Source organism: Kineococcus terrestris (genome assembly GCF_041020755.1).
GTDB lineage: Bacteria > Actinomycetota > Actinomycetes > Actinomycetales > Kineococcaceae > Kineococcus > Kineococcus terrestris.
Window position 1 is genome coordinate 259,261 of the sequence record NZ_JBEUEI010000001.1, and the last position, 24,881, is coordinate 284,141.

Annotated in this window: 18 protein-coding genes; 9 read left to right on the forward strand and 9 right to left on the reverse strand. The window is 72.1% G+C overall.

The genetic code is table 11. The features are described 5' to 3' along the window. Position 1: 1 nt before the first annotated feature. On the forward strand, positions 2-883 hold the full coding sequence (locus tag AB8M62_RS01095; protein WP_369068366.1) for a DUF6339 family protein: 882 nt from the start codon (positions 2-4) through the stop codon (positions 881-883). Between the two features lie 37 nt (positions 884-920). Here AB8M62_RS01095 and AB8M62_RS01100 read toward each other — a convergent pair whose 3' ends face one another. After that, on the reverse strand, positions 921-1,382 hold the full coding sequence (locus AB8M62_RS01100) for a very short patch repair endonuclease (RefSeq protein ID WP_369068407.1): 462 nt from the start codon (positions 1,380-1,382) through the stop codon (positions 921-923). A gap of 57 nt (positions 1,383-1,439) precedes the next feature. Between AB8M62_RS01100 and AB8M62_RS01105 the strand changes: the two genes are divergently transcribed. Then, positions 1,440-2,612 (forward strand): DNA cytosine methyltransferase, encoded by a 1,173-nt coding sequence (locus AB8M62_RS01105; RefSeq protein WP_369068367.1) that lies wholly within the window; start codon positions 1,440-1,442, stop codon positions 2,610-2,612. A 180-nt stretch (positions 2,613-2,792) separates the two neighbouring features. Then, a complete protein-coding gene (locus AB8M62_RS01110) occupies positions 2,793-3,191 on the forward strand; it encodes a hypothetical protein (protein ID WP_369068368.1) in 399 nt (132 codons plus the stop codon). 100 nt (positions 3,192-3,291) lie between these two features. Here the strand turns inward: AB8M62_RS01110 and AB8M62_RS01115 are convergent, their stop codons facing one another. From AB8M62_RS01115 to AB8M62_RS01135, 5 genes are read right to left on the reverse strand one after another with little or no spacing between them, the layout of a single operon-like run. Continuing rightward, positions 3,292-4,395, reverse strand: coding sequence for a DNA cytosine methyltransferase (locus AB8M62_RS01115; protein WP_369068369.1), 1,104 nt, complete (start codon positions 4,393-4,395; stop codon positions 3,292-3,294). Then, positions 4,392-6,116, reverse strand: coding sequence for a DrmB family protein (drmB, locus tag AB8M62_RS01120; RefSeq protein ID WP_369068370.1), 1,725 nt, complete (start codon positions 6,114-6,116; stop codon positions 4,392-4,394). Before drmB ends, AB8M62_RS01115 begins: the two co-directional genes overlap by 4 nt. Next, a complete protein-coding gene (locus AB8M62_RS01125; protein ID WP_369068371.1) occupies positions 6,106-9,270 on the reverse strand; it encodes a helicase-related protein in 3,165 nt (1,054 codons plus the stop codon). Before AB8M62_RS01125 ends, drmB begins: the two co-directional genes overlap by 11 nt. Next, a complete protein-coding gene (locus AB8M62_RS01130; RefSeq protein WP_369068372.1) occupies positions 9,267-11,048 on the reverse strand; it encodes a UvrD-helicase domain-containing protein in 1,782 nt (593 codons plus the stop codon). Before AB8M62_RS01130 ends, AB8M62_RS01125 begins: the two co-directional genes overlap by 4 nt. Next, positions 11,045-15,673, reverse strand: coding sequence for a sacsin N-terminal ATP-binding-like domain-containing protein (locus AB8M62_RS01135; RefSeq protein ID WP_369068373.1), 4,629 nt, complete (start codon positions 15,671-15,673; stop codon positions 11,045-11,047). Before AB8M62_RS01135 ends, AB8M62_RS01130 begins: the two co-directional genes overlap by 4 nt. Positions 15,674-16,014: 341 nt before the next feature. On the opposite strand from AB8M62_RS01135, the gene AB8M62_RS01140 reads away from it, so the two are divergent. Further along, positions 16,015-16,884, forward strand: coding sequence for a hypothetical protein (locus tag AB8M62_RS01140; RefSeq protein ID WP_369068374.1), 870 nt, complete (start codon positions 16,015-16,017; stop codon positions 16,882-16,884). Positions 16,885-17,059: 175 nt separating this feature from the next. Then, complete coding sequence (locus AB8M62_RS01145; protein ID WP_369068375.1) at positions 17,060-17,320, forward strand: hypothetical protein; 261 nt, start codon at positions 17,060-17,062, stop codon at positions 17,318-17,320. Between the two features lie 31 nt (positions 17,321-17,351). Here the strand turns inward: AB8M62_RS01145 and AB8M62_RS01150 are convergent, their stop codons facing one another. Continuing rightward, a complete protein-coding gene (locus tag AB8M62_RS01150) occupies positions 17,352-17,984 on the reverse strand; it encodes an NUDIX hydrolase (protein ID WP_369068376.1) in 633 nt (210 codons plus the stop codon). Between the two features lie 70 nt (positions 17,985-18,054). Between AB8M62_RS01150 and AB8M62_RS01155 the strand changes: the two genes are divergently transcribed. Next, positions 18,055-19,446, forward strand: a complete 1,392-nt coding sequence (locus AB8M62_RS01155; protein WP_369068377.1) for an ADP-ribosylglycohydrolase family protein — start codon at positions 18,055-18,057, stop codon at positions 19,444-19,446. 31 nt (positions 19,447-19,477) lie between these two features. Here the strand turns inward: AB8M62_RS01155 and AB8M62_RS01160 are convergent, their stop codons facing one another. After that, complete coding sequence (locus tag AB8M62_RS01160; protein ID WP_369068378.1) at positions 19,478-20,647, reverse strand: ROK family transcriptional regulator; 1,170 nt, start codon at positions 20,645-20,647, stop codon at positions 19,478-19,480. A 104-nt stretch (positions 20,648-20,751) separates the two neighbouring features. On the opposite strand from AB8M62_RS01160, the gene AB8M62_RS01165 reads away from it, so the two are divergent. The 3 genes from AB8M62_RS01165 to AB8M62_RS01175 all read left to right on the forward strand — a co-directional run bounded on the left by AB8M62_RS01165 (position 20,752) and on the right by AB8M62_RS01175 (position 24,507). Further along, the gene (locus AB8M62_RS01165; RefSeq protein WP_369068379.1) at positions 20,752-22,299 is read left to right on the forward strand and encodes a sugar ABC transporter ATP-binding protein; all 1,548 of its coding nucleotides are present in this window, start codon (positions 20,752-20,754) and stop codon (positions 22,297-22,299) included. Then, entirely contained in the window at positions 22,296-23,372 is a 1,077-nt protein-coding gene (locus AB8M62_RS01170; RefSeq protein WP_369068380.1) for an ABC transporter permease, read from the forward strand. The genes AB8M62_RS01165 and AB8M62_RS01170 overlap by 4 nt, the downstream gene beginning before the upstream one ends. Positions 23,373-23,442: 70 nt before the next feature. After that, positions 23,443-24,507, forward strand: coding sequence for a substrate-binding domain-containing protein (locus AB8M62_RS01175; RefSeq protein ID WP_369068381.1), 1,065 nt, complete (start codon positions 23,443-23,445; stop codon positions 24,505-24,507). Between the two features lie 186 nt (positions 24,508-24,693). Here AB8M62_RS01175 and AB8M62_RS01180 read toward each other — a convergent pair whose 3' ends face one another. Next, positions 24,694-24,864: a hypothetical protein gene (locus AB8M62_RS01180; RefSeq protein ID WP_369055605.1), complete on the reverse strand. Its 171-nt coding sequence runs from the start codon at positions 24,862-24,864 to the stop codon at positions 24,694-24,696. Between the last annotated feature and the right edge of the window lie 17 nt (positions 24,865-24,881).

Below are 24,881 nucleotides of genomic sequence, written 5' to 3' on the forward strand. Positions count from 1 at the left end.
CATGCCCAGCAGCATCCCGGGTCTGGACCCGGCCGCCGCGAGCCACGTCTCCACGGGGTGGCGCTTGAACGGCGGGGCCTTGGACCTCAGCGCTTACCGCAGGGACGCCGATCGAGAAGAAGGTCTTCCGGAGGTCGAAGCCGAGAGTGCCCGGCGGATCGTGGCGGAGGCCATGGACCTCTTCACGCTCGAGGAGCGCGCCAAGAGCGACGCCTGGTTGGCACCGCGACTGCACTCGGTGCTGCGCCTGTCGCGGCGTGAGGCGGCACGTCGACCGTTCTGGTTGTACGTGAGTCTGGTGGTTTGTCCCGACTACGTGAGGTGGCGATGGGCTCCGATCAAGAGCGGGGAGCCGGTGCCGGGTGAGCCGGCGGCCGCGGACCGCTTCCACGGTGATCCCACCAAGCACGCCTTGGCGCGCCTGTGGTGGGGTGCAGAGCTCTTCCGCGACGGTCCCAACTACACCCCCGTGGTGAAGGCGTACGGCAACCAGGACTTGATGAACAACCTGTTCAGGATGGACATCGCGCACCACAGACCGACCGTGCAGGCCGCTGTCACCGTCCTCTTCCCCGAAGGGGGCAAGCCCCTGGGCGGGGACGCGGCCAACGCACTCGCCAAAGCCGCGAATGCCGCCGCGTCCACCCTGCTGGTCGACGCGATCGCCCCTGATGAGCCGCTGGACGCCTCCAGCCGCGAGGCGTGGATGAAGGATGCCGTCGATGCTTTGCGGATCGTCGACCGGATGCCTGAGGGACCCGATGATCCACGCGTCCCCACGCACAGCATCGACAAGATGACCGAGCTGATGGATGAGCTGCTGCGGGCCGCCAAGCGCCGTGACCGCTCCGCGGGGCCGTCGGACGCCACTGACGCCGCGTGACGAGCTGGGGGGTGGCGCGGCGCTACCCCCCAGCTGCTCACTTCACAGCAGGAGGAGAGGAGTGATCGCCGTCGTCCGCGCCGCGTGCAGCACGCACGACGGTGGCCACCCGAGCAGCGGCCTGTCCCACCTCCTCGTGCTCCCAGACTCGCAGGGCGGTCCATCCCGCCTCCTGCAGCAGCCGGTTGGTCTCCGCATCACGGCGGCGGTTGGCGTCGACCTTCTCGGCCCAGAAGGAGGCGTTGGTCTTGGCCACCGTGTGGTGCACGGGACATCCGTGCCAGAAGCACCCATCCAAGAAGACAGCGACCCGAGCCTTCGGGAAGACGAGGTCGGCGGTCCGCCGAAGCGACTTGAGGGGCCGTCGGGAGACGAAGTAGCGCAGGCCGAGCGCATGGACGGCTCGACGCAGGGCGAGCTCCGGCGACGTGTCCCGCCCCTTGTTGCCCCGCATGCTGGCGGCTACGCCAGGTGACGAGGCCCACGACGCGGGACACATGCGTCCATGGTAGGTCGCCTCCACAGCTGTGTCGTCGGCGTAAATTACACTGCTGGCATGCCACGTGCACTCACCATGATCGACCTCTTCGCCGGGTGTGGCGGGATGTCGCTGGGCTTCGAGGGCGAAGGCTACCGATCGATCATGGCGGTTGAGTTCGATGCGCACGCCGCGGCCACATACGTGGCCAATCGCCCCCACATGGAGGGGAAGGTCTTCTGTCAGGACATCGCAGACGTCCCGACGGCTGAGATTCCGAAGGCGGACCTCGTCATCGGTGGCCCGCCGTGCCAGGGCTTCTCCAACCTCGGCAGCAAGGACGTCAACGACCCTAGGAACAAGCTGTGGAAGGAGTACCTGCGGTTCGTCAACGAAGCCGATCCCAAGGTGTTCGTCCTCGAGAACGTCGACCGTTTCCGCCGGAGCAGCGAGTTCGATCTCCTCCTGAGAGAAGCCGATGGCGGTCTCCTCAAAAACTACGTGTTGGAGCACGCCCTCCTGGTCGCTTCGGACTACGGCGTCGCTCAGCGTCGCCCACGAACGATCGTCATCGGCACGCGACGTGACATCGTCGACGAGCACCCGAAGATGGGACCGATCACACCGCCGAAGCCCACTCACGCGCGGGTGCCGGATTTGCTCGGTCTCAAGGAGTGGGAGACGGTGAGGAGCCGCATCTACGACCTGCCGTGGGACGTTCAAGTGACCGACCTCCCCACCAAGGAGGTCAAGACGATCTTCGACAAGCCGATCCCAGGGCCCTTCACCGGACTCGAGATCCACGTGGGCCGGAATCCCGTCCCCATGTCGTTGCAGCGATACGCGCACATCCACCCGGGCGGCGGTCGGCATCACCTGCCTGATGAGCTCCTCTCGCCCTGCTGGCGCAACAAGCCCAAGGGCACGACGGATGTGATGGGGCGCATGCGCTGGGATGCGCCATCACCGACCATCCGGACAGAGTTCTTCAAGCCCGAGAAGGGACGTTACCTCCACCCTCAGTGGAACCCTGCCCTGCACCCACGGTGGAATCCGGACGAGCCCAGCAATTCGGTTAACAGACCGATCACCCACTTGGAAGCAGCCCTCCTCCAAGACTTCCCTCGGGAGTACAAGTGGTACGGCACGAAAGTGTCCATCGCTCGACAGATCGGCAATGCCGTACCCGTGGGACTGGCCAGGGCCATAGCGTTCCATGTGAAGTCTGAACTCGAAAGCCGCGGTCACTGAGTTCCTCCAGACACGCTGTGATCAGTCATCGAGAGCACCTAGCTCCAGTACTGGATGAGATCGACCACTGCTGCAGCAGGTGTACTAACGGACCGCCACGCGAGTGATTCGCTCTTAAGAGTCTTTAGCGCGCCTCGGATGTACTCGATGCAGGGTGGCAACCGTCACGCTGGAGGACACATGACCGACCACGTCGCAAGGCTCGTCGAGGACGAGTACTTCGAAAAGCTCGTCCGAACGCCATTGTCACCCGAAGACCTCGACGACGTCGCAATCGCCGAGGAGGAGCTGGCCGAAGAAGGCACCGTCCTCGCGTGGGACTGCAGCCTCCACGGCGGTGAATGCACCATCGACTGCCGGTTCGGTTACTACATCGTCGGCGAGCACTACGGCCATTCGTGGCACGAGGGTCGGTTTTGGAACAAGACTCTCGAGGTGATGGACGCCTACTGCGACGCCTGCGACGTCGGCTGGGTCCACCGGATGAGTCCTCGTCGCAGCACGTCCGGCGCTGCGAGCCCCAGCCGCGTGGCTCACTACAACCACACCTTGGTGAAGCAAATCACGCGCCACGGCTGATGTGAGGCGGCTCGATCACCGTCGGCGGAGCTGCCTTCACCGATCCTCGTCGATGGTGGTCGATGACCACGGCGGTGACTCCTCGTCATCGGAGCACACTTCAACAAAGCCTTGCGGCGAGGTGCTCGGCGATCGCCCGCGCCAACGGCGGCGGCACCGCGTTGCCGATCTGCCGGGCGATGGACGCCTTGCTGCCGCACCAGCGAAAGTCCGCCGGGAAGCCCTGGAGGAGCGCCGCCTCGTAGTGAGTGATGGCGCGGTGCTCCTCCGGGTGAAGGTAGCGGCCCTTCTCGGGCTTGAAGAACTCGGTGCGCACGGTGACGGACGGCTTGGTCCAGTGGAGCCTGCCCATGACGTCTCCGGCTCCCGCGAAGTCGCCCCGCCAGCACGGCAGACGCAGCTCGTGGGGCAGGTCGTGGCGGCTGCCACCCGGCGGCACGGCCTCATAGCGCCGACGCCAGACGTCGGAGACCCGGCGGGTGACGTGCAGCTCCTCCATGGCGTAGGTGCCGGCCACTGGAGCGCCGTTGACGGTGCGTGAACGCAGGGGGAGCTCGGCGACGTCCGCCCGGCCTGGCACCCCGGCGAGCGCCGTGGCCAGGTCGACCGGCGACGCCTCAGCGAGCGGCGGGGGCCCGATCTCCGGCAGCTCCCGGCGTCGCCCGACGACCACGGCGCGCCGGCGGGACTGCGGGACGCCGTAGTCGGCGGCGTTGAGGACGTGCGCCTCCAGGCGGAAGCCCTCCAGGCGCCCACCGGGACGCGTCTCGTCCTCCAGGAGGGCGAACTGTCCCGACCGCAGGAAGAGCGGGACGTTCTCCAGGACGAAGAAGGCGGGCCGGACGCTCTGCAGGACGCGCACGTACTCCCGCCAGAGCACGTTGCGCGGATCGTGGGGGTCGCGCCTGCCGAGCCCGGAGAAGCCCTGGCAGGGGGGGCCACCCACCACCACGTCGACCGGGGGGCCACCACGCCACGTCCAGCCTGCGATGTCACCGACGTGCACGTGCTCGCCGAAGTTGACCGCGTAGGTGGCCGCGGCGTCGACGTCCAGCTCCACCGCCCCGACGGGCTCGAACGCCCCTGAGGCGACGAAGCCACTCGTGAGACCTCCGCACCCGGCGAAGAGGTCGAGCACGCGGAAGGTGCGGCCCCGACCAGCCCACCTAGAAGTGGTCGGGGCAGGCGGTGACACCACGCTCACGTGAGCAGTCGCCCTCCGAAGTAGCCGACCGACGGGTCGTCGAGCGTGCCGACGAGCGTGGCGCGGTCCAGGTGCACGTTCTGCCGCTCGCAGCTGGTCTCCGGCAGGACGACACAGGCGTGGCAGGCGGCCAGGTTCAACCCGTCGGCACCCGTGGACGTCGCCTCGATGCACACCGGGTCCGAGGAGCACCAGGAGGCGCGGCGCACCGCGGAGGTGATGACGCTCTCGATGCGCTCCGGCGCGCTCTGCGCGGCGAGGCCGCCGAGGCTGCCGGCGGAGTCGGACGAGGCCGTGTAGAGGAGGACTCCCGCCTGGTCGTCGTCGGCGTACACGCGCTCGCGCAGGGAGGCCACCGGGTAGCCGGCGTCCAGGCTCAGTTCGTTGAGCAGCACGTGGGCGAAGGTGTGCAGCAGCAGCTCGCGGGCACGCACGACCACCGCTTCGGTGAGGTTCCAGTCCTTCGCCCGGCGGTCCTCGGCCTGCTGCACGGCGGCGGTGCGGCGACGGGCGAAGTCGCCGGTCTCCCACTCGGCCAGACGCTGCGGATCGAAGCGGAGGAAGATCCCCTCCCCGAGCACCTCCATGGCGGGGAGCCAGTCGAGGCTGCCCAGGGTGAGGCGAGCCCGACGGTCCAGGCCCTCCTGAGGGTCGTGGGGTCGGACCCGGGTGAAGCCGTCCAGCGCCCGGACCTCTCGCAACCGCGCCACCTCGGACACGAGTTCGAAGTCACCGACCGTCTCCGGCAGGGCCCCGACGGGACGCACGACGAACTGCTGGTGGACGGAGGCGTCCGGCTGGCCGGCCGACAGGGCCTTGTACTCGTCCCGGCGCAGGTCGTGCTCGGTGGGAACCTCGGAGGTCTCCCCCGCGCGGCGCGCCTCGACGGCCGCCACCAGGTCGTCCACGTCGATGCCGGGCAGAGCCAGGTCCCTGACCAGGCTCGGCAGGGAGTCGGAACCCGCGTTGCGCAGGATCTTCCAGTGCCTGTCCACGAGCCGCTGGACGGTGTGGGACCACGGCGGGATGGACAGGGCCGAGCGCACGGAGGAGAACCACACGTTGGACGAGCCTCGCTGCAGGGTCCGCAGCGTCTCCGAGCAGTCCTCGTCGGTGGCACCGTGGAGCCACGGCCGTTGCCCGCGGCAGGGTGCCAGCTTCTTCAAGGCGTCGGAGTTGAAGGAGTTGGCCATCGAGACGTCCTGGACGCCGCAGCTGCAGGAGACGGAGATCGCCCCCAGCGAGGAACTGCCGCCGCTGCTGCGCAGGCGCATGCGGTGATCGCCCTGGCGCTGCTGATCGCGCTGGCCGGCGTGCACCCAGGCGAAGTAGGGGAAGTCCTCGATGTGACCGCGGGGGCAGCACGCGACGAAGCGGGACGGCACCAGGGTGCAGTGGCAGTCCGGGCACTCGTGCTCGTCCCAGGAGCAGAAGCGTTGCAGCTCGTCCAGCCTGTGGCACTGCGGGCAGGAGTACCACCGGGGGAACCGGATGACGGGCACGCTCGGTCCCTTGGTACCGCCGCTGGGCGGGGTGCGGAAGCCCTGGACGCCGAGGGCGCGCGCCAAGCGCGGTTCGGCGATCTCGGTCCCCTCCTGGTCCGGCCACTCGCTGAGCCCGAGGACCATGAAGCTCTCGTCCATGGCGGGGAACAGGGCACCGACACCGTACGTGGAGACCAGCTGGGTCGTCCTGGCCGACGCGACCTTCTTACTCGCCACGGGTGCGGGCCCTCTTCTCTCGACGCAGCTGCAGAGTGGTCTCCGTATCGACGTCCCGCAGGCTCGTCAGAGTCGACCACGGCGGGAGGTCGACCGGGAACGGCGCCCGCTCGCGGTCGACGGCGGAGCCGGACGGTGCGAGCAAGGCCTTGCGGGCGTCGCGCCACCCCGCGTAGTGCTCGACCTCCTCGTCGTCCGCGGCCTGTCGCCACATCTCGACGAGCTGGTCGAGCTGCTCCTCGACGTCGGCGGCCTCGCCCTCGTCGACGTAGCGCGCACGTTCGACCAGCGCCTCGACCGCGCGGTCCAGGTCCTCCCCCCAGCTGTCGACGGCGCCGGCGCTGCGGTCCCCGGAGGCGTCCGCCACGAGCAGGCGGACCAGGGCGACGAGCACACCGTGCAGGCCGCGGTCACGGGCGCGCGCCGCGAACGGGGTGGCACCGGTGGCCTCCACCTGCCGGTACAGGCTGCGGTGGTAGGTGGCGAAGCTCTCGTAGTGCGACAGGTCGCGAGTGCGGGAGCCGTTGTAGAGCACGCACACCAGGCCGGGGTGCTTGCGACCCACCCGGCTGGTGGCCTGGATGTACTCAGCGGTGGTCTGCGGTTGTCCGACGACGGCCATGAGGCCGAGCCGGTCGACGTCCACGCCGACGGAGATCATGTTCGTGGCGAGGACGACCGGCGGGCTGGCCTCGTCCGGGTGGGCCGTGCCGAGGATCTCCAGCTCGCGCGGGATCTGGCTCGACGGCACGCGCGACGTCATCTCCCGCGGAGTTCCGATGCGGCGGGGATCGACGCCGTGCCGTTCGGCGAGGACCTTCAAACGGTCCGGGACGTCGTCGATGACCTGCATGTAGGCACCGCCGAGGACGCGCAGGCTGTTGAAGTACCCGAGCAGCGTCCAGTAGGCGTCGCGCACCTCATGGGTCGTCTCGAGCTCCTGGGCCGCCTGCAGCAGTGCCGCGAAGGAGCGGACGAGGAGTGTCGCCTGGCTGACCCCGTGGGCGAGGACGCCGACGTACTGCCGGGTGCCCTTCTCCTCCGGGGAGGCCTGCACGGCGAAGAACGAGTCGGCCGCGTCGATGCCCGAGGGCGGGAACTGCTGCGCCTCGCGGGCGAACACCGCCTGCACCTGCCGGCCGGCGCGGCGGATGGTCGCGGTGGAGGCGACGACCTTGGGCTTCTGCCCGAGGCGGGCGCACGCCGCGTCCACCGCCGTCTCGTACAGGCCGACCATGGTGCCGAGCGGCCCGCTGATGAGGTGCAGCTCGTCCTGGACGACGAGGTCGGGCGGGGAGTCCCGTCCGTCCGTCGAGAACAGGGCACCTGCCTCCTGCTTCCACGCGAGCATGGCGAACTTGTCGACCGTCCCGATGACCAGGGAAGGGCGCTCGCGGTACACGTCGTCGTCGACGACGAAGACGGGAAGGGCATCGGCGAAGTCGCACTCGGCGTCCGCGCACCGCACGGTGAGCCGGCTGTCACCGGCCTCCGCGACGTACTGCTCACGACCGAGGCGGGTGCCGCACCACGGGCACCGCAGCAGCTGCATCGGGCTGCCCTGGTCGTCCTCGGGAGCACGCCGGTTCGACTCCCTCAGGGCGAGCCGGGCCTCCTTGACGGTGTTCGGCGTCGCCGCGCGCCCCACCCACAGTCCGAGGCTGATGCCCCGCGAGTCGGGAACGCGCTCGCGCCGCACCTTCTCGAGGGCGCAGATCAGCCCCGCGGCCCGCTCGAACTGCTGGATGGTGAGCAGCCGGAGCGTGTAGCGCATGAGGACCGACACGCCGGCGTCCTGCGGGTCGCGCAACCGGCGCAGCAGGACGGTGTAGCCGATGAGGCCGAGGTAGGCCTCGGTCTTGCCGCCACCGGTGGGGAACCACAGCAGGTCGGCCGTCTCGCGGTCCGACGACTCGGGATCGGTGAGTCCGACGAGGTTGAGCAGGACGAAGGCGATCTGGAAGGGGCGCCACGCGTGCTGCTCGTCGCTCGGGACCGAGGCGCCGGACCGGATCATCTCCTGGCGGCTGCGCTGCAGCTGCATGGCGTCGTTCATGCCGCGGAAGGCCGACATCGCCTGCGGGTCGCGCTCCAGGAGGTCGATGCCCTGCTCGATGCGGTCAGCGGCGTGGCGAGCCGAGTCCAGGTGTCGTCGAGCGGTCTTGAGCAGCGTGTCGGGGAGACCGAGGGTGTCCCGCTCCTGCTGGTCGATCCACGACCGGTAGGAGGAGAGGAGGGCGCGCAGACCATCGGTGTCGCCGGTGGTCGCGAGGTGCTGCATCCGGAGGCCGTCGGTGTTCGACCCACCCGGTCGGGAGAGGGGTACGTCGTGGCGGGGGACGAAGGTGGTGGCCACCTCGGTGACGACAGGTGCGTCGCGCCACTCCACCGCGCAGCCGTGGCCGACGGCGACGTTGCGCACGTCGCGGAACAGCAGGTCGTAGGAGTCCAGGTCCTCGTCGTCCACGCCCGTGGGTCGGGGACGGGGACGCTCCGCGAAGCCTCCTGCGCCGGTCCGCACCCGCAGGCGCGGCTGGAACCAGCACGCACCGTCCTGGCGGTCCGGCCCCTCGGGCAGCGTGTTGACGAGGACGGCGGTGACGTTGATGACGTGGTCGGCCGGAGGACGGGCCACGATGCGGAGGTCGAGCCCTGGAGCCACTGGGATCGACTCGCTGCGGGGTGGGGTGATCGGCACGTCGAGGTCCGACACCGTCAGCGGCACCCTCCGCCAGCGCTCGTCGTGGCGGCGCAGCGAACGGCCGCGCTCCATCACCGCCGGCTCCGGCACCGGCTCAGCGGCATCACCGGCACCCTCCTCGAGGCGGTAGCGGGCGGCGTCGACGAAGACGGTGACGGACGTCGTCTCCCGTGCGTCCACGGCGAAGGTCAGCCCCATGGAGGAGGGGTACCGGGTGCGGGTGAGGGCGACCGCCGGGTCGAAGACGGCGTCCGCCCCGCTGAAGCCGTCCTCCGGGGTGTCCTGCTCCTCCGGTGACACCTCACCCGCGGAGCGGGGTCGCAGGATGCCGACGATGAAGCGGTCCAGCGGCGCCTCGCTGAGGAGCTCGTCCTCGGGTCCCCCGAGGAGGTCGGCCTCCAGCGCCCGCACCACCTCGGCGCGCGCCTCGTACCACGGGTCCAACGGGCTCACTTCTCCTCCTTCGACCACTGCAGGTCCACCAGCCCGCTGATCCTGATCCCGGTCCACAAGCCCCACCGGCCGACTGTCGACGCCTGGGCCGATCCGGGCTGCGGCGTCCCGGCGACGGTGACGACGCCGTCGACCGCGGCGGCGCCCAGGTCGGGCCAGGGTCGACCGGTGCGGCGGGGGCGGATGCGGCGCGTGAAGGTGTCGGCGAACGACTCGCCGGTCCGGCCCACGAGCAGCCCGTCGTGGTGGATGGAGTACACCGGCCGTTCGGTGGTCGACCGGCGCGGGTCGAGCGCGAACGTCAGCTCGTCGCCCACCAGCACCCGGGCGCGCAGGTGGTCCTGGACGAGCCGGAGGTCCTCGCCGGGCGGCACCTCGGTGGAGACGTCGGAGCCGGCCAGCTCCAGGCCGAGGGTCATGTACTTCTCCCTGCCGCCGAGGTACCAGCGGTCGGTCCGACCGTCGTGGCGCAGGCGCCAGTTCCACGGCAGGGACAGGACGGCGAGCCTGCTGCGCGCACGGCTCACCGCGACGAAGGTCGTCCGCACACGCTCACCCGGGTCCTCCCCCTCGGCGGCGACCCAGCTCTCCGGGCTGATGAGGACGACGTTGTCGAACTCCAGCCCCTTGGCGCGGTGCACGGTGGAGACCACCACCGCGGAAGTGGGTACGGCCTGCAGCTCCACGGGCACGATGCCGGCGGCGAGCCGACGCGCCAGGGACGGGATGTCGAGCTCGGCTCCCCTGCCGCCGGCCAATGACCTCATCCAGCCCCACGCGGCCGCGTCGACGCCCGCGCGTTCGAGGTCCAGCAGCACCTCGTCGCGGGAGACGGTCGGGCGTGCTCGTTCCGCCAGCACGTCGGCGATCCAGCGCGCCGGTGCCTGGTCCTGCGCGGAGCGCTGCTGGACGACGTCGACGCCCAGCCCCCGCAGGGAACGGGTCACCTCCAGGGCCTCGCCGTTGGTCGCGCACAGCACGGCCGTACGGCCCTCCCAGCGCGGTAGCAGGCGACGCAGCTCGTCGAGCGAACCGACGAGCGGCAGGCGGTCGACGAAGCCCTCGACGACAGCGGGCTGCTCGGCGGCCCGCGCGGTGTCGAGCCGACGCCCGAGCGCGGTGGCCTCGACGGCCTCGGAGCTCGCAGCGCGGTACTGCCCGCGCAGGACCACCTGCCGCACGCCCTCCCCGCTGAGGACCCGCTCGAGCAGCTGCGCCGAGGTCGTGTCGTTCGCGCTGCGGAGCTGGAAGTCGTAGATGGCCTGCTGCGGATCACCCAGGAGCGTGAAACCCGCGTCGTCCTCGAGCGCCTCGAGGACCGACAGCAGGAACTCCGCGCGCACGCCGACGACGTCCTGGACCTCGTCCACCACGACGTGCCGCAGCGCCTCGAGCTCGTCCGACCCGTCGTCGCGCAGGACCTCGGTGGCGCGCTGGATCCTCCTGTCGAAAGACCAGCGACGCCACTCCTCGGGCTCCCCGGCCTCGTCGAGCAGGGAGGAGGCCAACGAGTCGAGGGTCCGCACCGTGACGAGACGGGACCGCCCGGACTCCCGGCGCGATCGGGCTTGCACCGCGGCGACCGCTGCCCGGGAGAAGCTGATGACGAGCAGCTCGTCGGTCGCCTCGACGTCCTCCTCCTCGACGAGGTGGCGCAGCAGGCTCGCGACGACCTCCGTCTTGCCGGCACCGGGCCCCGCGGTGACCACCTGGCGGGTCTCGGGGCTCACCTCGGCCGCGAGCCGCTGCTCGGCGTCCAGTGCCACGGAGTCCGTCACCGGCCGTTCCAGAGGTAGTCGAAGTCGTCGAACGCCAGGCGGTCCCCGTACTGCTGCAGGTTGTCGCGCACATTGACGATGAGCACCTCCTCCGAGCCGCCGTTGAGCGGCCCACGCAGGCCTCGCCCGATCATCTGCTGGTACAGGTTCGTGCTGAAGGTCGGTCGGGTCACGTAGACGGCACGGACGGCGGGAGCGTCGAACCCCTGCGAGAGGACGTTGTAGTTGGTGATGACGCGGATGCGGCCGGCGCGGAAGTCGGCGATGCTCTGCCGGCGCACGGCTGCGTCGGTGTCACCGGAGACGGCAACCGACGGCACGCCCCGCAGCGTCAGCTGCGCCGCCAGCACGCGGGCGTTCTCCACGGAGGTGGCGAACAGCAGGGCCGTCCAGTCCTCCGGCAGGGAGGCGATGGACTCGAGGATGCGGCGGTTGCGGTCACGGTCCTCGCCGAGGCGAGTCTCGACGCTCCGGGGAAGAGTGCCGACGCTCAGCGAGCCCATGCGCCCCATCTCCGCGAGCTCGGAGGCAGAGAAGGCGACCGTCGCACCGGGCAGCTCCTCCTGCCGCACCCGCGCCAGGACGCCGCGCTCCTGCAGCACCGCGTAGGGGTCACCGTCGAAGGCACCGTCGTCGAGGCGGTGCCGGTCGTAGCGGCCCACGAGCCGCTCGGTCTCCTTCTCGTTGGTGTTGCGGAAGGGTGTGGCCGTCAGACCGATCAGAGGTCGACGCTCCGCCCGAGAACGGCTCTGCCGACCGAGCCACTCAAGGATCTTCGTGTAGGTGGGACTGATGGAGGTGTGCGCCTCGTCGATGACGACGACTTGCGCCTGCGTGATCCACGCGTAGACGGCGTGGTCGACGGCACCGCGGAGCTTGTCCTCCGTGGCCACGACGAGCTGGAAGGACGACGGGTCTTCCGACACGTCGTTGGTGCCCCAGAAGCGACTGATCGACAGCTTGTCCCCGGGGCCGAGTGCACGCCAGACGTAGGCCCAGGTCTGGACCGCCTGCTCGCAGAGCTCGTCGCTCTGCGCGATCCACACCAGGGGCCCCGACAGCCTGCCGGCGCGGACGGCTTCGACCATCGCCTGGACCGCGACGCGGGTCTTCCCGGCCCCGGTGGGCAGCGACACGATCCCGCGTGCAGGACCCTCACCGTCCAGGAGTCGCTGGATCCTCTCCAGGACCGTCTGCTGGTAGTCGTGCAGGGGCCCCAGGACGGCAGGCCCTTCGACCTCGAAGACAGCGGGTCGCCGGTCGGACGGCATGCCCGCGAACTCGACGGGGAAACCCAGCTCGGTCACGAAGCGGCGCGCGCCGGTCACACCGGCCCAGCGGACGGGAGGCAGCAGGCCCTGGTCCTCGAGGACGCGTTGGAAGTGCTGCAGCGTCCCCGTGCCGTGGACCGCCCGGACCATGGCGGCCAGCTCGCGGTCGGTGAGCGACCGGCCGGAGGACTCCTCGGCCTCCTGGAGCGCCAGCTGTGGCACGGCCCGACGCAGCGCGTCCGGCCCGACGGCGACCGCCAGGCGCGTGTCGTCGTCGGCGGCAGCTCTGATGCGGATGCGCAGCTGCCTGACCTTCAGCTGTTCCTGCGCGTCGAGCACGTGCCGGACGTCGGCCGCCTGCAGGCCGAGGTCCAGGACGTCGGAGACCTGCCGGAGCACCTCCGCGGGGTCTGTCGCGGTGAGGACCACCCGTCCCTCGTGCAGCAGGGACGGGATGGAGGTCACCACCTGCCCCTTCGGCGTGGGCGTGATCTGACTGATCGCGGTGCACGTCAGGAGCTCGACGTGCGCGTGTTCCGAGCGGAGGTAGTTGCGCAGCGTCGGGAACGCGTCCGCGAGCGCGACCGGCTCACCGGCCGGCTCGACGACCAGCTCGCGCTGCAGGAGCCGAGCTCCCCGGACGAGGCCCCACCGGTCGACCAGGGCCTCGAGGTCGTCCTCGTCCTCCACGTGCAACGTCGGACTGCCCTGCGCGAGGAGCGACTGGTAGGTCAGGGCGTCACCGACGACGGCCACCTCGTCGGGAGGCGCGTCGACCGCGCGCGTCCCGTCGCTGACACGGATGCTCGTCGGCTTGTCGGCGAAGTGCACCGCCCACGTGTAGAGACTCGTGCGCCGGACCTCGTCGGGCCACGAGGTGGCGACGCGCAGGAGAGCCGCCCAGACCTCGGAGGCCAGCTCCTTGGGCTCCTGGGCGATGGCCAGGCGCGCCGCCATGCGCTCGCTGACGTCGGGCACGGGGAGCACGTCGCTCGGCCATTCGTCGGAGGGTGCGAGACAGGCGGTGACGGGCCACGGACCGCACGACGTCTGCAGCATGCCGTGGCGCCGCAGCCACCACCTGACGGGTCCCTCGTAGTTCTTGCGGCCGTACCCGGCGTTGGAGCTGTGCCGGACGGTCCAGGAGGCACCGCCGTCCACCATGAGCACCTGCTCCGTCACGACGACTCGACCCTCGGGGCTGAGGTCGGGGAGGACCTGCAGCGGCCACGGGGGCCGAGGGCCGTCGACGTTCAGCCGGTCCAGTGCCGGCTTGCTCCCCGTCGCCGAGCGGGCGAACGCCTTGCCGATCACCTCCCGGTACTCCCGCAGCCACTCCTCGTCGGGGGCGTCGTGCCGGAGGACCGGTTGACTGACCGCTCCGAGCCGGGTGAGCAGCTCGACGTCCTGCTGGTGGTACTGAGGATCGATCAGGTGCTCCCTGTCCCGGCGGCCGTCCGGAGGGATGACGAGTCCCCCCAGGAAGGCCGACGCGACCGAGCGCCACCGCCCCGCGGCGGTCCGCACCTGCAGCCACCGCGACACGGGGTGCGGGACGCACTCGCGGAAGATCGCCTCGGCCAGCTCGACGGGCACCTGCCTGCTGCGGCGCCACACGTCGCTCCAGTCCGCGCCCGCCCTGGTCGCGACCGACCGCAGCGCGTGTCGCAGCTCCCCGCTGCGGTCCAAGACCTTGATGCCCAAGCTCCCGAGCGCCTCGACGACCACCGGCACCTGCGCCAGGCGCTCGTCGATGAACGAGTACCCGGTCTCGTCCGGAGTCGTCCTGAGGAAGACGGTGCCGGGTCGCGGGGCCACCAGGCTGCCGTCCTCCAGGCGGAGGACGCGGGCCTGCGTCACCTCGTCGGCGAGCGCGGGGCGCTCTCGGACGATGCGCGCGACGAGTTGGACGGCCGCCGCTGAGGCGTCGACGGTGCCCGAGGTGCACAGGGACTCGATCCACTCGCGGACCGACTCGCTGCCCCGGTCCCCTGCGATCAGGAGCCGCTCCGCCTTCAGCCGTCGCTCGAGGGTGCGGTCCACGCCGTGGTGCACCCACCGGTGGTGCTCGTCGGACGCTGCGGCCCACTCGTCAAGCCACTCCTGCTCCAAGCCCTTCGGATGCAGGCGGACGTCCACCGGCGTCCGCAGCGTGCCCGTGAGGTCCGGGACACAGGGCGCGGCGCGCAAGCGCTCGAAGACGGGTTCGTTGACCGTGCCGTCCGCCCAGCTGCGGATCTCGCCCCGCCCACGGGCGGGCAGGATGTCGAGGAAGCCGGCGGGATCCTCTTGGTCGACCAGTTCGGGGAGGGCACGGCTGAGCATGGTGGGCAGGACCTCGACGAGCAGCTCCTCGTTGAAAGCTCCCTTGAGGAGGTTGAGCCGGTCGTCGCTGACCTTCCACGGTGCGTTGACGATGCCCGACAGGGTGGTGCGCGACTCCGTGGGGAAGAAGGCCCAGAACTGCCCGAGGGAACCGACGGCCTTGGTCGGTACCGCCCACTGCAGCTCGACGACGTCGCGTCGAGAGATCTCCCCGGCGTCCTTCAACGCCGCGGCGCTCGGCCTGTGCTGCTTGCTGAGGACCCGCCAGGTCGTCGTCGCACCGCCGGTCGAGAGCGCGAGGACGCCGTCGGGCCGGCGGTCCAGGGTGATGTCGCGCTCGTGCTCGGTGGGCACCGACGACAAGCGCAGGCGCCGCACCTGCGGCACGAAGAGCATGAACTGCTCGGGGAACTTCTCCATGTCCTCGGCGACGTGGACGGCGTCGTGCTTCAGCGGGAGGCGCACGACGGTCGTGGCCCACCGCATCAGGTCACGCACGTGCGGGTCCGCCGCAGCGAGCTCCTCCGGGTCGAGAGGTTCGGCGATGCGGAGGAGCGGGGTCTTCGGCGCCGACGGTACGACTTCCTTGATGCGGGCGGCTGCGGCGTGCCGGTCGAACCCGAAGGAGCCCGAGCGGCTGAGGATCTGCGGGCTGTCGCTGATGGCGGTGACCGACTTGAAGCCGAGGCCGAAGCGGCCGATCTCGTCGGACCTCTTCCTCGACAGGTGGGAGGCCATCAGCGCGCTCACGCCGTCCACGGTCATCGGCCGCCCCTCGTTGGCGACGTAGAGGCACTCGGGTGTGAGCAGGACCTGCACCTCGCCGGAACCGCCGTTGAGGGCGTCCGCCGCGTTCTGGATCAGCTCGTGGATCTGCTTGCGGCCGTAGCCGCCCTCGGCCGTGGAGATCTCGATGACGGCGTCCGACTCGACGCGGTTGGGATCCTCCCGGTAGGCGGCGAGACACCGTCGTGACTGCTCGACGACCGTCTGAGCGACCTCGCCCGCCGTGCCCGTCCAGTCACTCACGACCGTCCCCCTCAACGCCCGCCCCACCTCACCGGTCGAGGGCGGCCTCGCCCGTCGTCGGTGCAGAACCCGCGAGCCCCGCACGTCGTTGCACCTTCATCATGGCATCTCTGGGTGACATCAGGCGGGCGGACAGTCACGGCCTGCATCAATGTCCCCCCGTCGAGGGTCAAGTGATCGGTGTGTGAGTGATCGGCGCAGGAAGTCTCCGGTCATCGCTCCGGGTAGGAGTGCGCCGTGCAGACGCGAGTGCGAACCTCGCACGTTCCTCAAGTTCGCGGCGGGGTGAGAGCGACACGCCGTACTGCGGACGGAAGGCTGGCCCGTCCTAGCGTGCTCGAGTGACCTCCACGCGGAAGACGGTCATCGCCGGCCGGCAGGTCGTGCACGCGGTCGGTGCGCTGACGCAGACGGTGCGCATCCACCGCGCGCCCCCGGCGACGGGGGTGGAGGTCGGTTACCGCCTGCCCGTCACGGCTGAGGTGAGCGTGGACCTCCTGCAGGAGGTCGGCGCCGAGGACGTCGAGGCGCTGCGGGACTGGTTGGTCGAGCGCGGTGGGACCCTCCTGGACGACGCCTCACCGGGCGGGGCGTCGGTCGAGCCGCTGGTCGACGTCACAGCGGAGGACGAGGAGTGGATCGCTCGGGCGGTGCCGGCGGTCGAGTCGGCCATCACCGCGCTGGTCGACGGCTTCCTCGCCCACCCCTACCTGCACCGGGTGGAGCACTCGCTGCACGCCGAGCTGTTCACCCTGCTCAAGCAGCACGACGTGTTCTCGGGCCTCCACCCGTTCGACGGGGGCCGGCTGACGACGCAGCTCGTGCACAAGGAGTGGCCCGAGACGCGACCGCAGGCGCACAAGGGCGGCGGCCGGGGACTGTTCGACCTCGTCGTCCTGGCGCCGACGCAGCTCGCGCGCGCGGGCCGTCGCCAGTTCCGCGACGGACGGATCGAGGCGCCGATCGCGGTCGAGCTGGGGCTCGACTACGGCCTGGAGCACCTGCGCGGTGACGACGCCAAGTTCCGCAACAGCCGGGTGCGGCACCCGTACCTCGTCCACCTGGCACGCGCGAGCTCCGGCAGGGTCGCGGAGGTCGAGGACTTCATCGCCGGGATCGCCGCCCCCGTCCGCGTCGCCTACGCCCACCACCACCCGGGGACGGGCGCCACGCGCTCGCGCCACCTCGGAGCGGCGTGCGTGACCGCCTGACGCTGCTCCGGACGGGTGGACCTGGAGCGCCCACCACGGCGGCACGTCCGGTGGCTCTCCCGCCGAACCGTTGTGGCGCAACGTCCTCGGTTCCCCGGCGCACTGGATGCCCGGACCCCTCGTGTCGGACCCGTCCCCCACGGTCTCCCCACCCACCACGACGGGAGGAGACCCGATGTCCCACCAGCGCGTCCGCCGCGACCGGGTGCGGCTCTGCCGCTGCGGCAAGGTCTACGCCGCCGACCGCAACGCCGCGGTCCTGGTCTTCCGCCGCGCCAACGCGTGGCACCACTTCGACCTGCCCGTGGACTTCTACGTCTGCGCGCACCGCTCCTGGCACTGGACCCGGTCGGTGACGGGCGTCGAGCAGTCGTGGCGGCGTCGCGCGGACCTGCCGGCGGAGGTCGTGGCGTGGCTCGAGGGGCTCGCCGCGTGACCGTGCGCTGGCGCGGCGCGCGGACTGCGTTTCAGCGGCGCTCGAACAGCCGGGCCGGTTTCCCCACCCGTCCGCTGCTCATCCGCCCCGTCGCCCGCAGGGCCGGTTCCACGCGGCGCCGGAAGGTGTCGCGCGGCAGCGCCTCGCCCGCGACGGCCTCGTGCACCTGCTGCAGCTGCCGCAGCGTGAAGGGGCCGGCGAGCAGGCCGGCGGGGTCGGGGGCGGTGGCGTAGTCCTGCCGGGCGCGCTGGACGCCGAGGCGGACGACGGCGGCGTGGTCGAAGGGCAGCGGGCCGGTGCGGTCCGGCGGGGCGAGCCGCACGTCGTCGCGCTCCGGCGCGTCGCCGAGGAGCTCCCAGGGCACGAGGTCGAGGTGGGCCACCGACAGCACCCAGCCGCGGTCGTCGCGGCGGGGGTCGTCGAAGACGTGCAGCTGGCGCGGGCGCAGGCCCTCGACGTGGGCCTTGGTGCGCAGCGAGCGCAGGACCGCGTCGGCGAGGGTCTCGCCCTCGTGCAGGAACGTGCCGGGCAGGGCCCAGTCGCCGTGCCGGAGGTCGCGCGGGCGCACCAGCAGGACGCGCAGGTCGCCGTCGGGGGACACGGTGAGCACCACGGTGTCCACGGCGACGGACGGGCGCACGTAGCTCGACAGGTCCGCGTCCACCCCTCGATGTTGTCGCAGATGTGCGCTAATGTCGATCTATCCTCATCCTGCGCTGACCGAGGAGGCGGCCGTGGACCGTCAGCACCGCGTGATGGGCGCCCTCGTGGGCTCCGCCGTCGGCGACGCCCTGGGCGCCCCGTTCGAGTTCGGCCCGCCGGGCGCGTTCAGCACCCGCTTCCCCACCGCCGCGCGCGGGACCGCCACGGAGATGTGCGGCGGCGGCTCCCTGGGCTGGGCACCGGGTGAGTTCACCGACGACACGCAGACGGCGCTGCTCCTGGCGCAGTCGCTGCTGGAGCGCGACGGCCTGGACGAGGCCGACGTCTTCGCCCGGTTCCAGCGCTGGGCGCAGGCCGGCCCGCCGGACATCGGAGTGCAGACGTCCGCGGTGCTGGGCTCCGGGCTGCCGTGGGACACCGCGGCGGCCGAGCACGTGCGCGCCGGGCACCGCGCGGCGGGCAACGGCTCGCTGATGCGCGCCACCCCGGCGGCGCTGTTCTTCGCCCGCGCCGGGCAGCGGGTGACGATGGACGCCGCCCGGCGGATCAGCGCCCTCACCCACGGCGATCCCGCGGCGGGCGAGGGGTGCGCGCTGTTCCACGAGGTGCTGCGGGTGCTGCTGGAGGGCGGGGACGCCGACGACGCCGTCGCCGGGGCGCTGCCGCTGGTGGCGGAGGAGCACCGGGCGAAGTGGGCGCGGGTGTGCGACCCGGGCTGGAGGCCCGAGGACGCCACCGAGGGCAACGGCGCGGTGTGGCCGACGCTGGGGTCGGCCCTGTGGGCGCTGCGCAGCTCGACGACGTTCGAGGGGGCGCTGCGCCTGGTGGTCGACCTCGGCGGCGACACCGACACCGTCGCCTGCGTCACCGGGGCGCTCGCCGGCGCCCGCGCGGGCATCACCGGCATCCCGGTCCGCTGGACCTCCGTCGTCCACGGGCGGGTCCCGGGGTCCGGGGACCGGACGTGGGAGCTGCGCGACCTGCAGCTGCTGGCCGCGCAGCTCGACGGCGAGCGCCACCTGCGCCCGCACGAACCGGCCCCCACCCCCGGCCTGCCCGCCACGGAGGTCGCCCCGGGGGTGTGGGCGGCCGACCTCGACGGCGCGCGCCGCAGCGACCGCGACTTCGCGGTGGTCTCGCTGTGCCGCACCGGTGGTCGCTTCGGCCACGAGGTGCAGCGCTTCGCCTACCTCACCGACGACGACAGCAACACCGAGCTGGCCACCGTCCTCGACGACGTGCTCGGCGACGTGGCCGCGCTGCGCGCCGAGGGCAGGCGGGTGCTCGTGCACTGCCACGCCGGCGCCTCCCGCACGGGGCTGGTGCTGCGGGCCTGGCTGGTGCGCGAGGAGGGGCTCAGCGCGGAGGAGGCGACGCAGCGGGTGGCGGCGGTGTGGCCGCACCTCGGCACGTGGAACGGCCGTTTCTCCGCGGCGCTGGAGGACCTGGCGCGGCGGGGCTGAGGGGATCCGCCGGCCGCGCCCACGACACCCCTCACACGATCCCGTCCAGCAGCTCCCCCGACAGCACCTGCTCGATGACCATCGTGCTCGCCCCGATCACCCCCGCCCGCGCGCCGGTGCGGCTGGTGACGATCCGCAGGTGCTGCGTGGCGATGGGCGGCGAGCGCCGGTACACGGTCTCCCGCACTCCGGCGAGCAGCTGCTCGCCGGCGGTGGCGAGGCTGCCGCCGACGGCGATGACCGAGGGGTTGAGCAGGCTGACGCACCCGGCGAGCACCCGCCCGATCGCCCGCCCGGCGTCGCGCACCGCCGCGGCGGCCAGCGCGTCCCCCGCGGCGACGAGGGCGGCGACGTCGGCACCGCCCTCCGCGGGCAGGCCCTCGGCGCGCAGCGCGGCGGCGACGGCGCGGCCGCTGGCGAGGGCTTCCAGGCACCCGGTGCTGCCGCAGCGGCAGGGGACGTCGGCGCCGCCGGGGACGGCGACGTGGCCGAGGTCGCCGGCGGTGCCCTGGGCGCCGCGGACGATGCGCCCGTCGCTGACGATGCCGGCGCCGATGCCGGTGGCGACCTTGACGAACACGAGGTGGTCGACGTCGGGCCAGGCGGCGGCGTGCTCCCCGACGGCCATCGCGTTGACGTCGTTGTCCACGACGACGGGCAGGACGCCGAGGCGGGCGCGCAGCTCGCCGCGCACGTCGGCGTCGTGCCAGCCGGGCATGATCGGCGGGTTGGTGGGGCGGCCGGTGGCGTGGTCGACGGGGCCGGGCAGGCCGACGCCGATCCCGGCGACGTCCGCGGGTGAGCGCCCGGCCGCGGCGAGCACCTCGTGGGCGACGGCGGCGACGACGTCGAGCACGGGGGCCGGGCCGTCGCCGATGACGATGGAGCGCAGGTCCTCGGCGAGGACGGTGGCGGCGAGGTCGGTGACGGCGACGCGGGCGTGGGTGGCGCCGAGGTCGACGGCGAGGACGACGCGGGCGGCGGGGTTGAACGCGAACGTGGCGGGGGGCCGGCCTCCGGTGGAGGTGGCCTCCCCGGTGGGGGCGACGAGCCGCGCGGCGATGAGCGCGTCGACGCGCTGGGAGACCGTCGAGCGGGCCTGCCCGGTGAGCTGGGCCAGTTCGGCGCGCGTGCGGGGCCGCCCGTCCCGCAGGAGCTGGAGGGTGGAGCTGAGACCGTCGACGCCGACGTGCCCGGGCATGGCGGACAGTGAAGCACGGGTTCCGCCACCCGGGAGGGGGCCGGAGGCAGGAAGCGCGCGACTTTTGCTTGACGCCCGGCAGAAGCGGTCCTAGTTTCCACCGCATGGTCGAGGACGACCGCACGAGGGCCGACGCGCCCGGCAGTTCCACCGCCCCGCTGCTCGCGGTCCGGGGCATCGTCAAGGAGTTCTCCGGCGTGCGCGCGCTCGACGGGGTGGACCTCGACGTCCGCCCCGGGGAGGTGCACTGCCTGCTCGGGCAGAACGGCGCCGGGAAGTCCACGCTCATCAAGGTCCTGGCCGGCGCGCACCGCCCCACCAGCGGGACGGTGGAGTGGCGCGGGCAGGAGGTCCGCCCCAGTTCCCCCGTGGACGCGCTGCGCACCGGCATCGCCACGATGTACCAGGAACTGGACGTCGTCGACGGCCTCACGGTCGCCGAGAACGTCTACCTGGGGCACGAGCTGTCCCGCGGCGGGGTCACCCGCCGGCACGACGCGCACGCCCGCACCCGCGAACTGCTGCGGCGCCTCGGGCACGGCGACCTGTCCCCCACCCGCGAGGTCGGCACGCTGTCCGCGGCCGGCAAGCAGGTGGTGAGCATGGCGCGGGCCCTCTCGCACGACGCCCGGCTCATCGTCATGGACGAACCCTCCGCGGTGCTGGACTCCGAGGAGGTCGCGAACCTGTTCCGGGTGGTGCGCCAGCTCACCGCCGACGGGGTCGCCGTCCTCTACATCTCCCACCGGCTGGAGGAGATCCGGCAGATCGGCGACCGCATCACCGTCCTGAAGGACGGGCGCACCGTCGCCTCCGGCCTGCCGGTGGCGGGAACCCCGACCGCCGACCTCATCCGCCTCATGACGGGCCGCTCGGTGCAGCGGGTGTTCCCCTCCCGCCCGCCGGTCCCCGCCGACGCGCCGGCGCTGCTGGAGGTGCGCGACCTCGCGCTGCGCGGGGTGTTCTCCGACGTGTCGTTCACGGTGCGCGCCGGGGAGGTCGTGGGCCTCGCGGGTCTCGTCGGTTCCGGGCGCTCGGAGGTCCTGGAGACCGTCTACGGGGCGCGCCGCGCCACCGCCGGCGAGGTCCTCGTCGACGGCAGGAAGCTGCGGCAGGGTTCCGTGCCGACGGCCGTGCGCGCCGGGATCGGGTTGGCCCCCGAGGAGCGCAAGGCGCAGGGACTGCTCCTCGACGAACCCGTGTATCGCAACATCACCCTCTCGACGTTCTCCCGGTTCGCCCGCGGGCCCGTCCTCGACGAGCGGGCCGAGCGGGCCCGCGCGCGCGAGCAGATCGACGCCCTCGACGTGCGGCCCGCCGACACCGACCGGGCGATCCGCACCCTGTCCGGCGGCAACCAGCAGAAGGCGATGCTGGCGCGCTGGCTCGTGCACGGCTGCCGCGTCCTGCTGCTGGACGAACCCACCCGCGGCGTCGACGTCGGCGCCCGCGCGGAGATGTACGCGCTCGTCAACGACCTCGCCCGCGCCGGCAACGCCGTCGTCGTGGTCTCCAGCGAGATCGAGGAGGTCCTCGGCCTGGCCGACCACGTCCTCGTCCTCGCCGAGGGCCGCGTCGTGCACAGCGGCCCGGCCGCCCAGATCGACGAGCACCGGGTGCTCGACCTCGTCATGGAAGGAAGTGCCGCGTGAGCGAGCAGCAGCCGCCGCCGCTGTCCACGGCGGGCAGCGTCCCCCCCGACCCGGACCGCGAGACACCGCTGGCGCGCACCGGCCCGGCCCCCGGCGCGCCGCCGGCCCGCCGCAGCCCCTTCAGCGGCGGCGCCGGGCGCAGCATCGGCCTCGTCATCGCCCTGGCCGCCCTGTGCGTGGTGGGGTACGCCACCGCCGGGGAACGGTTCGCCAGCGTCGACAACCTCCTGACGATCCTGCGGCTGGCCGCCGTCTACGGCGTGCTGGCGGTCGGCATGACGTTCGTCATCACCGGCGGTGGGATCGACCTGTCCGTCGGTTCCGTCCTCGGCCTGGCGTCGGTGTGGGCGACGACGCTGGCGACGCAGACCATCGCGGCGGACTTCCACTGGATCGTCATGGTGAGCACCGCGCTGCTGGTGGGGACGGCGTGCGGGGTGGTCAACGGCGTCCTCATCGCCTACGGGCGGGTCGTGGCGTTCATCGCGACCCTGGCGATGCTGGTGGCCGCCCGGGGACTGGCGGAAATCATCGCCAACCGCCGCACGCAGATCGTCACCGTCCGCCCGTTCCTGGAGACGTTCCAGGCCAGCGTCCTCGGCATCCCCGTCATCGTCTGGATGTTCGGGCTCGTGGCGCTGGGCGGCTGGTTCCTGCTCAACCGCACGACGTTCGGCCGCCGCACCGTCGCCGTCGGCGGCAACCCGGAGGCCGCGCGCCTGGCCGGCATCAAGGTGCAGCGGCACACCACCTACCTGTACGCGCTGGCGGGCCTGACCGCCGGCATCGCCGCCGTGATGATGCTGGCCCGCACCACCGCCGGTTCCTCCACCAACGGCCAGCTTTACGAGCTGGACACCATCGCCGCCGTCGTCGTCGGCGGCACCCTGCTCGCCGGGGGCCGCGGCACCATCGTCGGCACCGTCTTCGGCGTCATCATCTTCGCCACCCTCACCAACGTCTTCACCCAGAACAACCTGTCCATCTCGGCGCAGTCCATCGCCAAGGGCGCGATCATCGTCATCGCCGTCCTGCTGCAGCAGCGGTTCGCCGCCCGCTCGCGCAGCACCTGACCCCCGCAGGACCCCCGTCACCACCCCACCACCCCGCACCGCCCGAGGACCACCGATCGAGGAGGATCACGTGTCCGCACCCCGCACCGGCCTGCGCCGGTGGCTCGTCACCACCGGCGCCGCGCTCAGCACCGTCGCCCTGCTCACCGCCTGCACGTCCAACACCCCCGCCGAACCCGAGGGCGACGGCGGCGGCCAGGCGGCACCCGCCGCCCCCGCCGGCGCCAACGACGAGCCCGGCGACACCGTCGTCATCGGCTTCTCCGCCCCCGCCGCCGACCACGGCTGGATGGGCGCCATCACCACCGCCGCGCAGGCCGAGGCCGAGCGCTACGAGGACGTCGAGCTGCGCGTCGCCGAGGGCACCAACGACGTCAACCTGCAGATCAGCCAGGTCGAGCAGTTCATCAACGACGGCGTCGACGCCATCGTCCTGCTGCCCTACGACGGCGCCGCGCTCACCGACGTCGCCACCCGCGCGATGGAGGCCGGGATCCCCGTCGTCAACGTCGACCGCGAGTTCTCCACCCCGTTCGCCGCCCGCACCACCGTCCTCGGCGACAACTACGGCATGGGCGTCTCGGCCGGCACGTACATCTGCGAGCAGGTCGGCGACAACCCGGACGCCGTCGTCGCCGAGATCGCCGGCATCGACTCGCTGCCCCTGACGCAGGACCGCAGCCAGGGCTTCGCCGACGCCCTGGAGGACTGCGGCCTCGACGTCGACAACCGCGTCGCCGCCGACTTCACCGTCCAGGGCGGGCAGGCCGCCGCCGCGAACCTCCTGCAGGCCGCGCCGCAGATCGACGCCCTGTGGAACCACGACGACGACCAGGGCGTCGGCGTCATGGCCGCCATCCAGGAGGCCGGGCGCGACGAGTTCGTCATGGTCGGCGGCGCCGGCTCGGCGAACGTCATGCGGGAGATCCAGGCCGGCGGGTCCGTCCTGCAGGCCACCGTCATCTACCCGTCCACCCAGGCAGCCGACGGCATCCGCCTGGCCCGCCTGCTCGTGCAGGGCAAGGCGATGAGCGACCTCGTCGAGGTGGAGGTGCCGCGGACCGTGCAGCTGTACGCGCCCGTGGTCACCGCCGACAACGTCGACCAGTACCTGCCCACCGCGTTCGAGTCCTGAGGGCCGCGTCCCCGCGGGTGGGTGACCGCCCGCGGGGACGTTCTCGAGGTGGGCCTGGAGTCCACTGACGTCTCGCCAGGAGCCCGCTGCGCTACCTCCTGCGGCCCCGCTGCGCTACCTCCTGCGGCCCCGCGCCGGTCCCGGACCACGGCTCGGCCGTGAACCGGGACCGGGGCGGCTGCCGGGTCAGAGCGCGCCGGCGATCCAGATGATGAGGGCGACCGCCAGCAAGATGCCGACGATGGTCCAGATGAGTCCGCTGCCTCGCATCGTGTTCTCCTCTCCTCGGTGGCCAGCGACCGTAGGAGCCTCCAGCAGCGCCCGCCAGTCGAGATCGCGGACGGCGCCCGGCCGCACCCGGTGATCACCCGTCC

Coding starts and splice junctions, on each gene's coding strand:
- AB8M62_RS01095 (WP_369068366.1), top strand. CDS start 2: ATGCCCAGCAGCATCCCGGGTCTGGACCCGGCCGCCGCGAGCCACGTC.
- AB8M62_RS01100 (WP_369068407.1), bottom strand. CDS start 1,382: ATGTGTCCCGCGTCGTGGGCCTCGTCACCTGGCGTAGCCGCCAGCATG.
- AB8M62_RS01105 (WP_369068367.1), top strand. CDS start 1,440: ATGCCACGTGCACTCACCATGATCGACCTCTTCGCCGGGTGTGGCGGG.
- AB8M62_RS01110 (WP_369068368.1), top strand. CDS start 2,793: ATGACCGACCACGTCGCAAGGCTCGTCGAGGACGAGTACTTCGAAAAG.
- AB8M62_RS01145 (WP_369068375.1), top strand. CDS start 17,060: ATGTCCCACCAGCGCGTCCGCCGCGACCGGGTGCGGCTCTGCCGCTGC.
- AB8M62_RS01160 (WP_369068378.1), bottom strand. CDS start 20,647: ATGCCCGGGCACGTCGGCGTCGACGGTCTCAGCTCCACCCTCCAGCTC.
- AB8M62_RS01165 (WP_369068379.1), top strand. CDS start 20,752: ATGGTCGAGGACGACCGCACGAGGGCCGACGCGCCCGGCAGTTCCACC.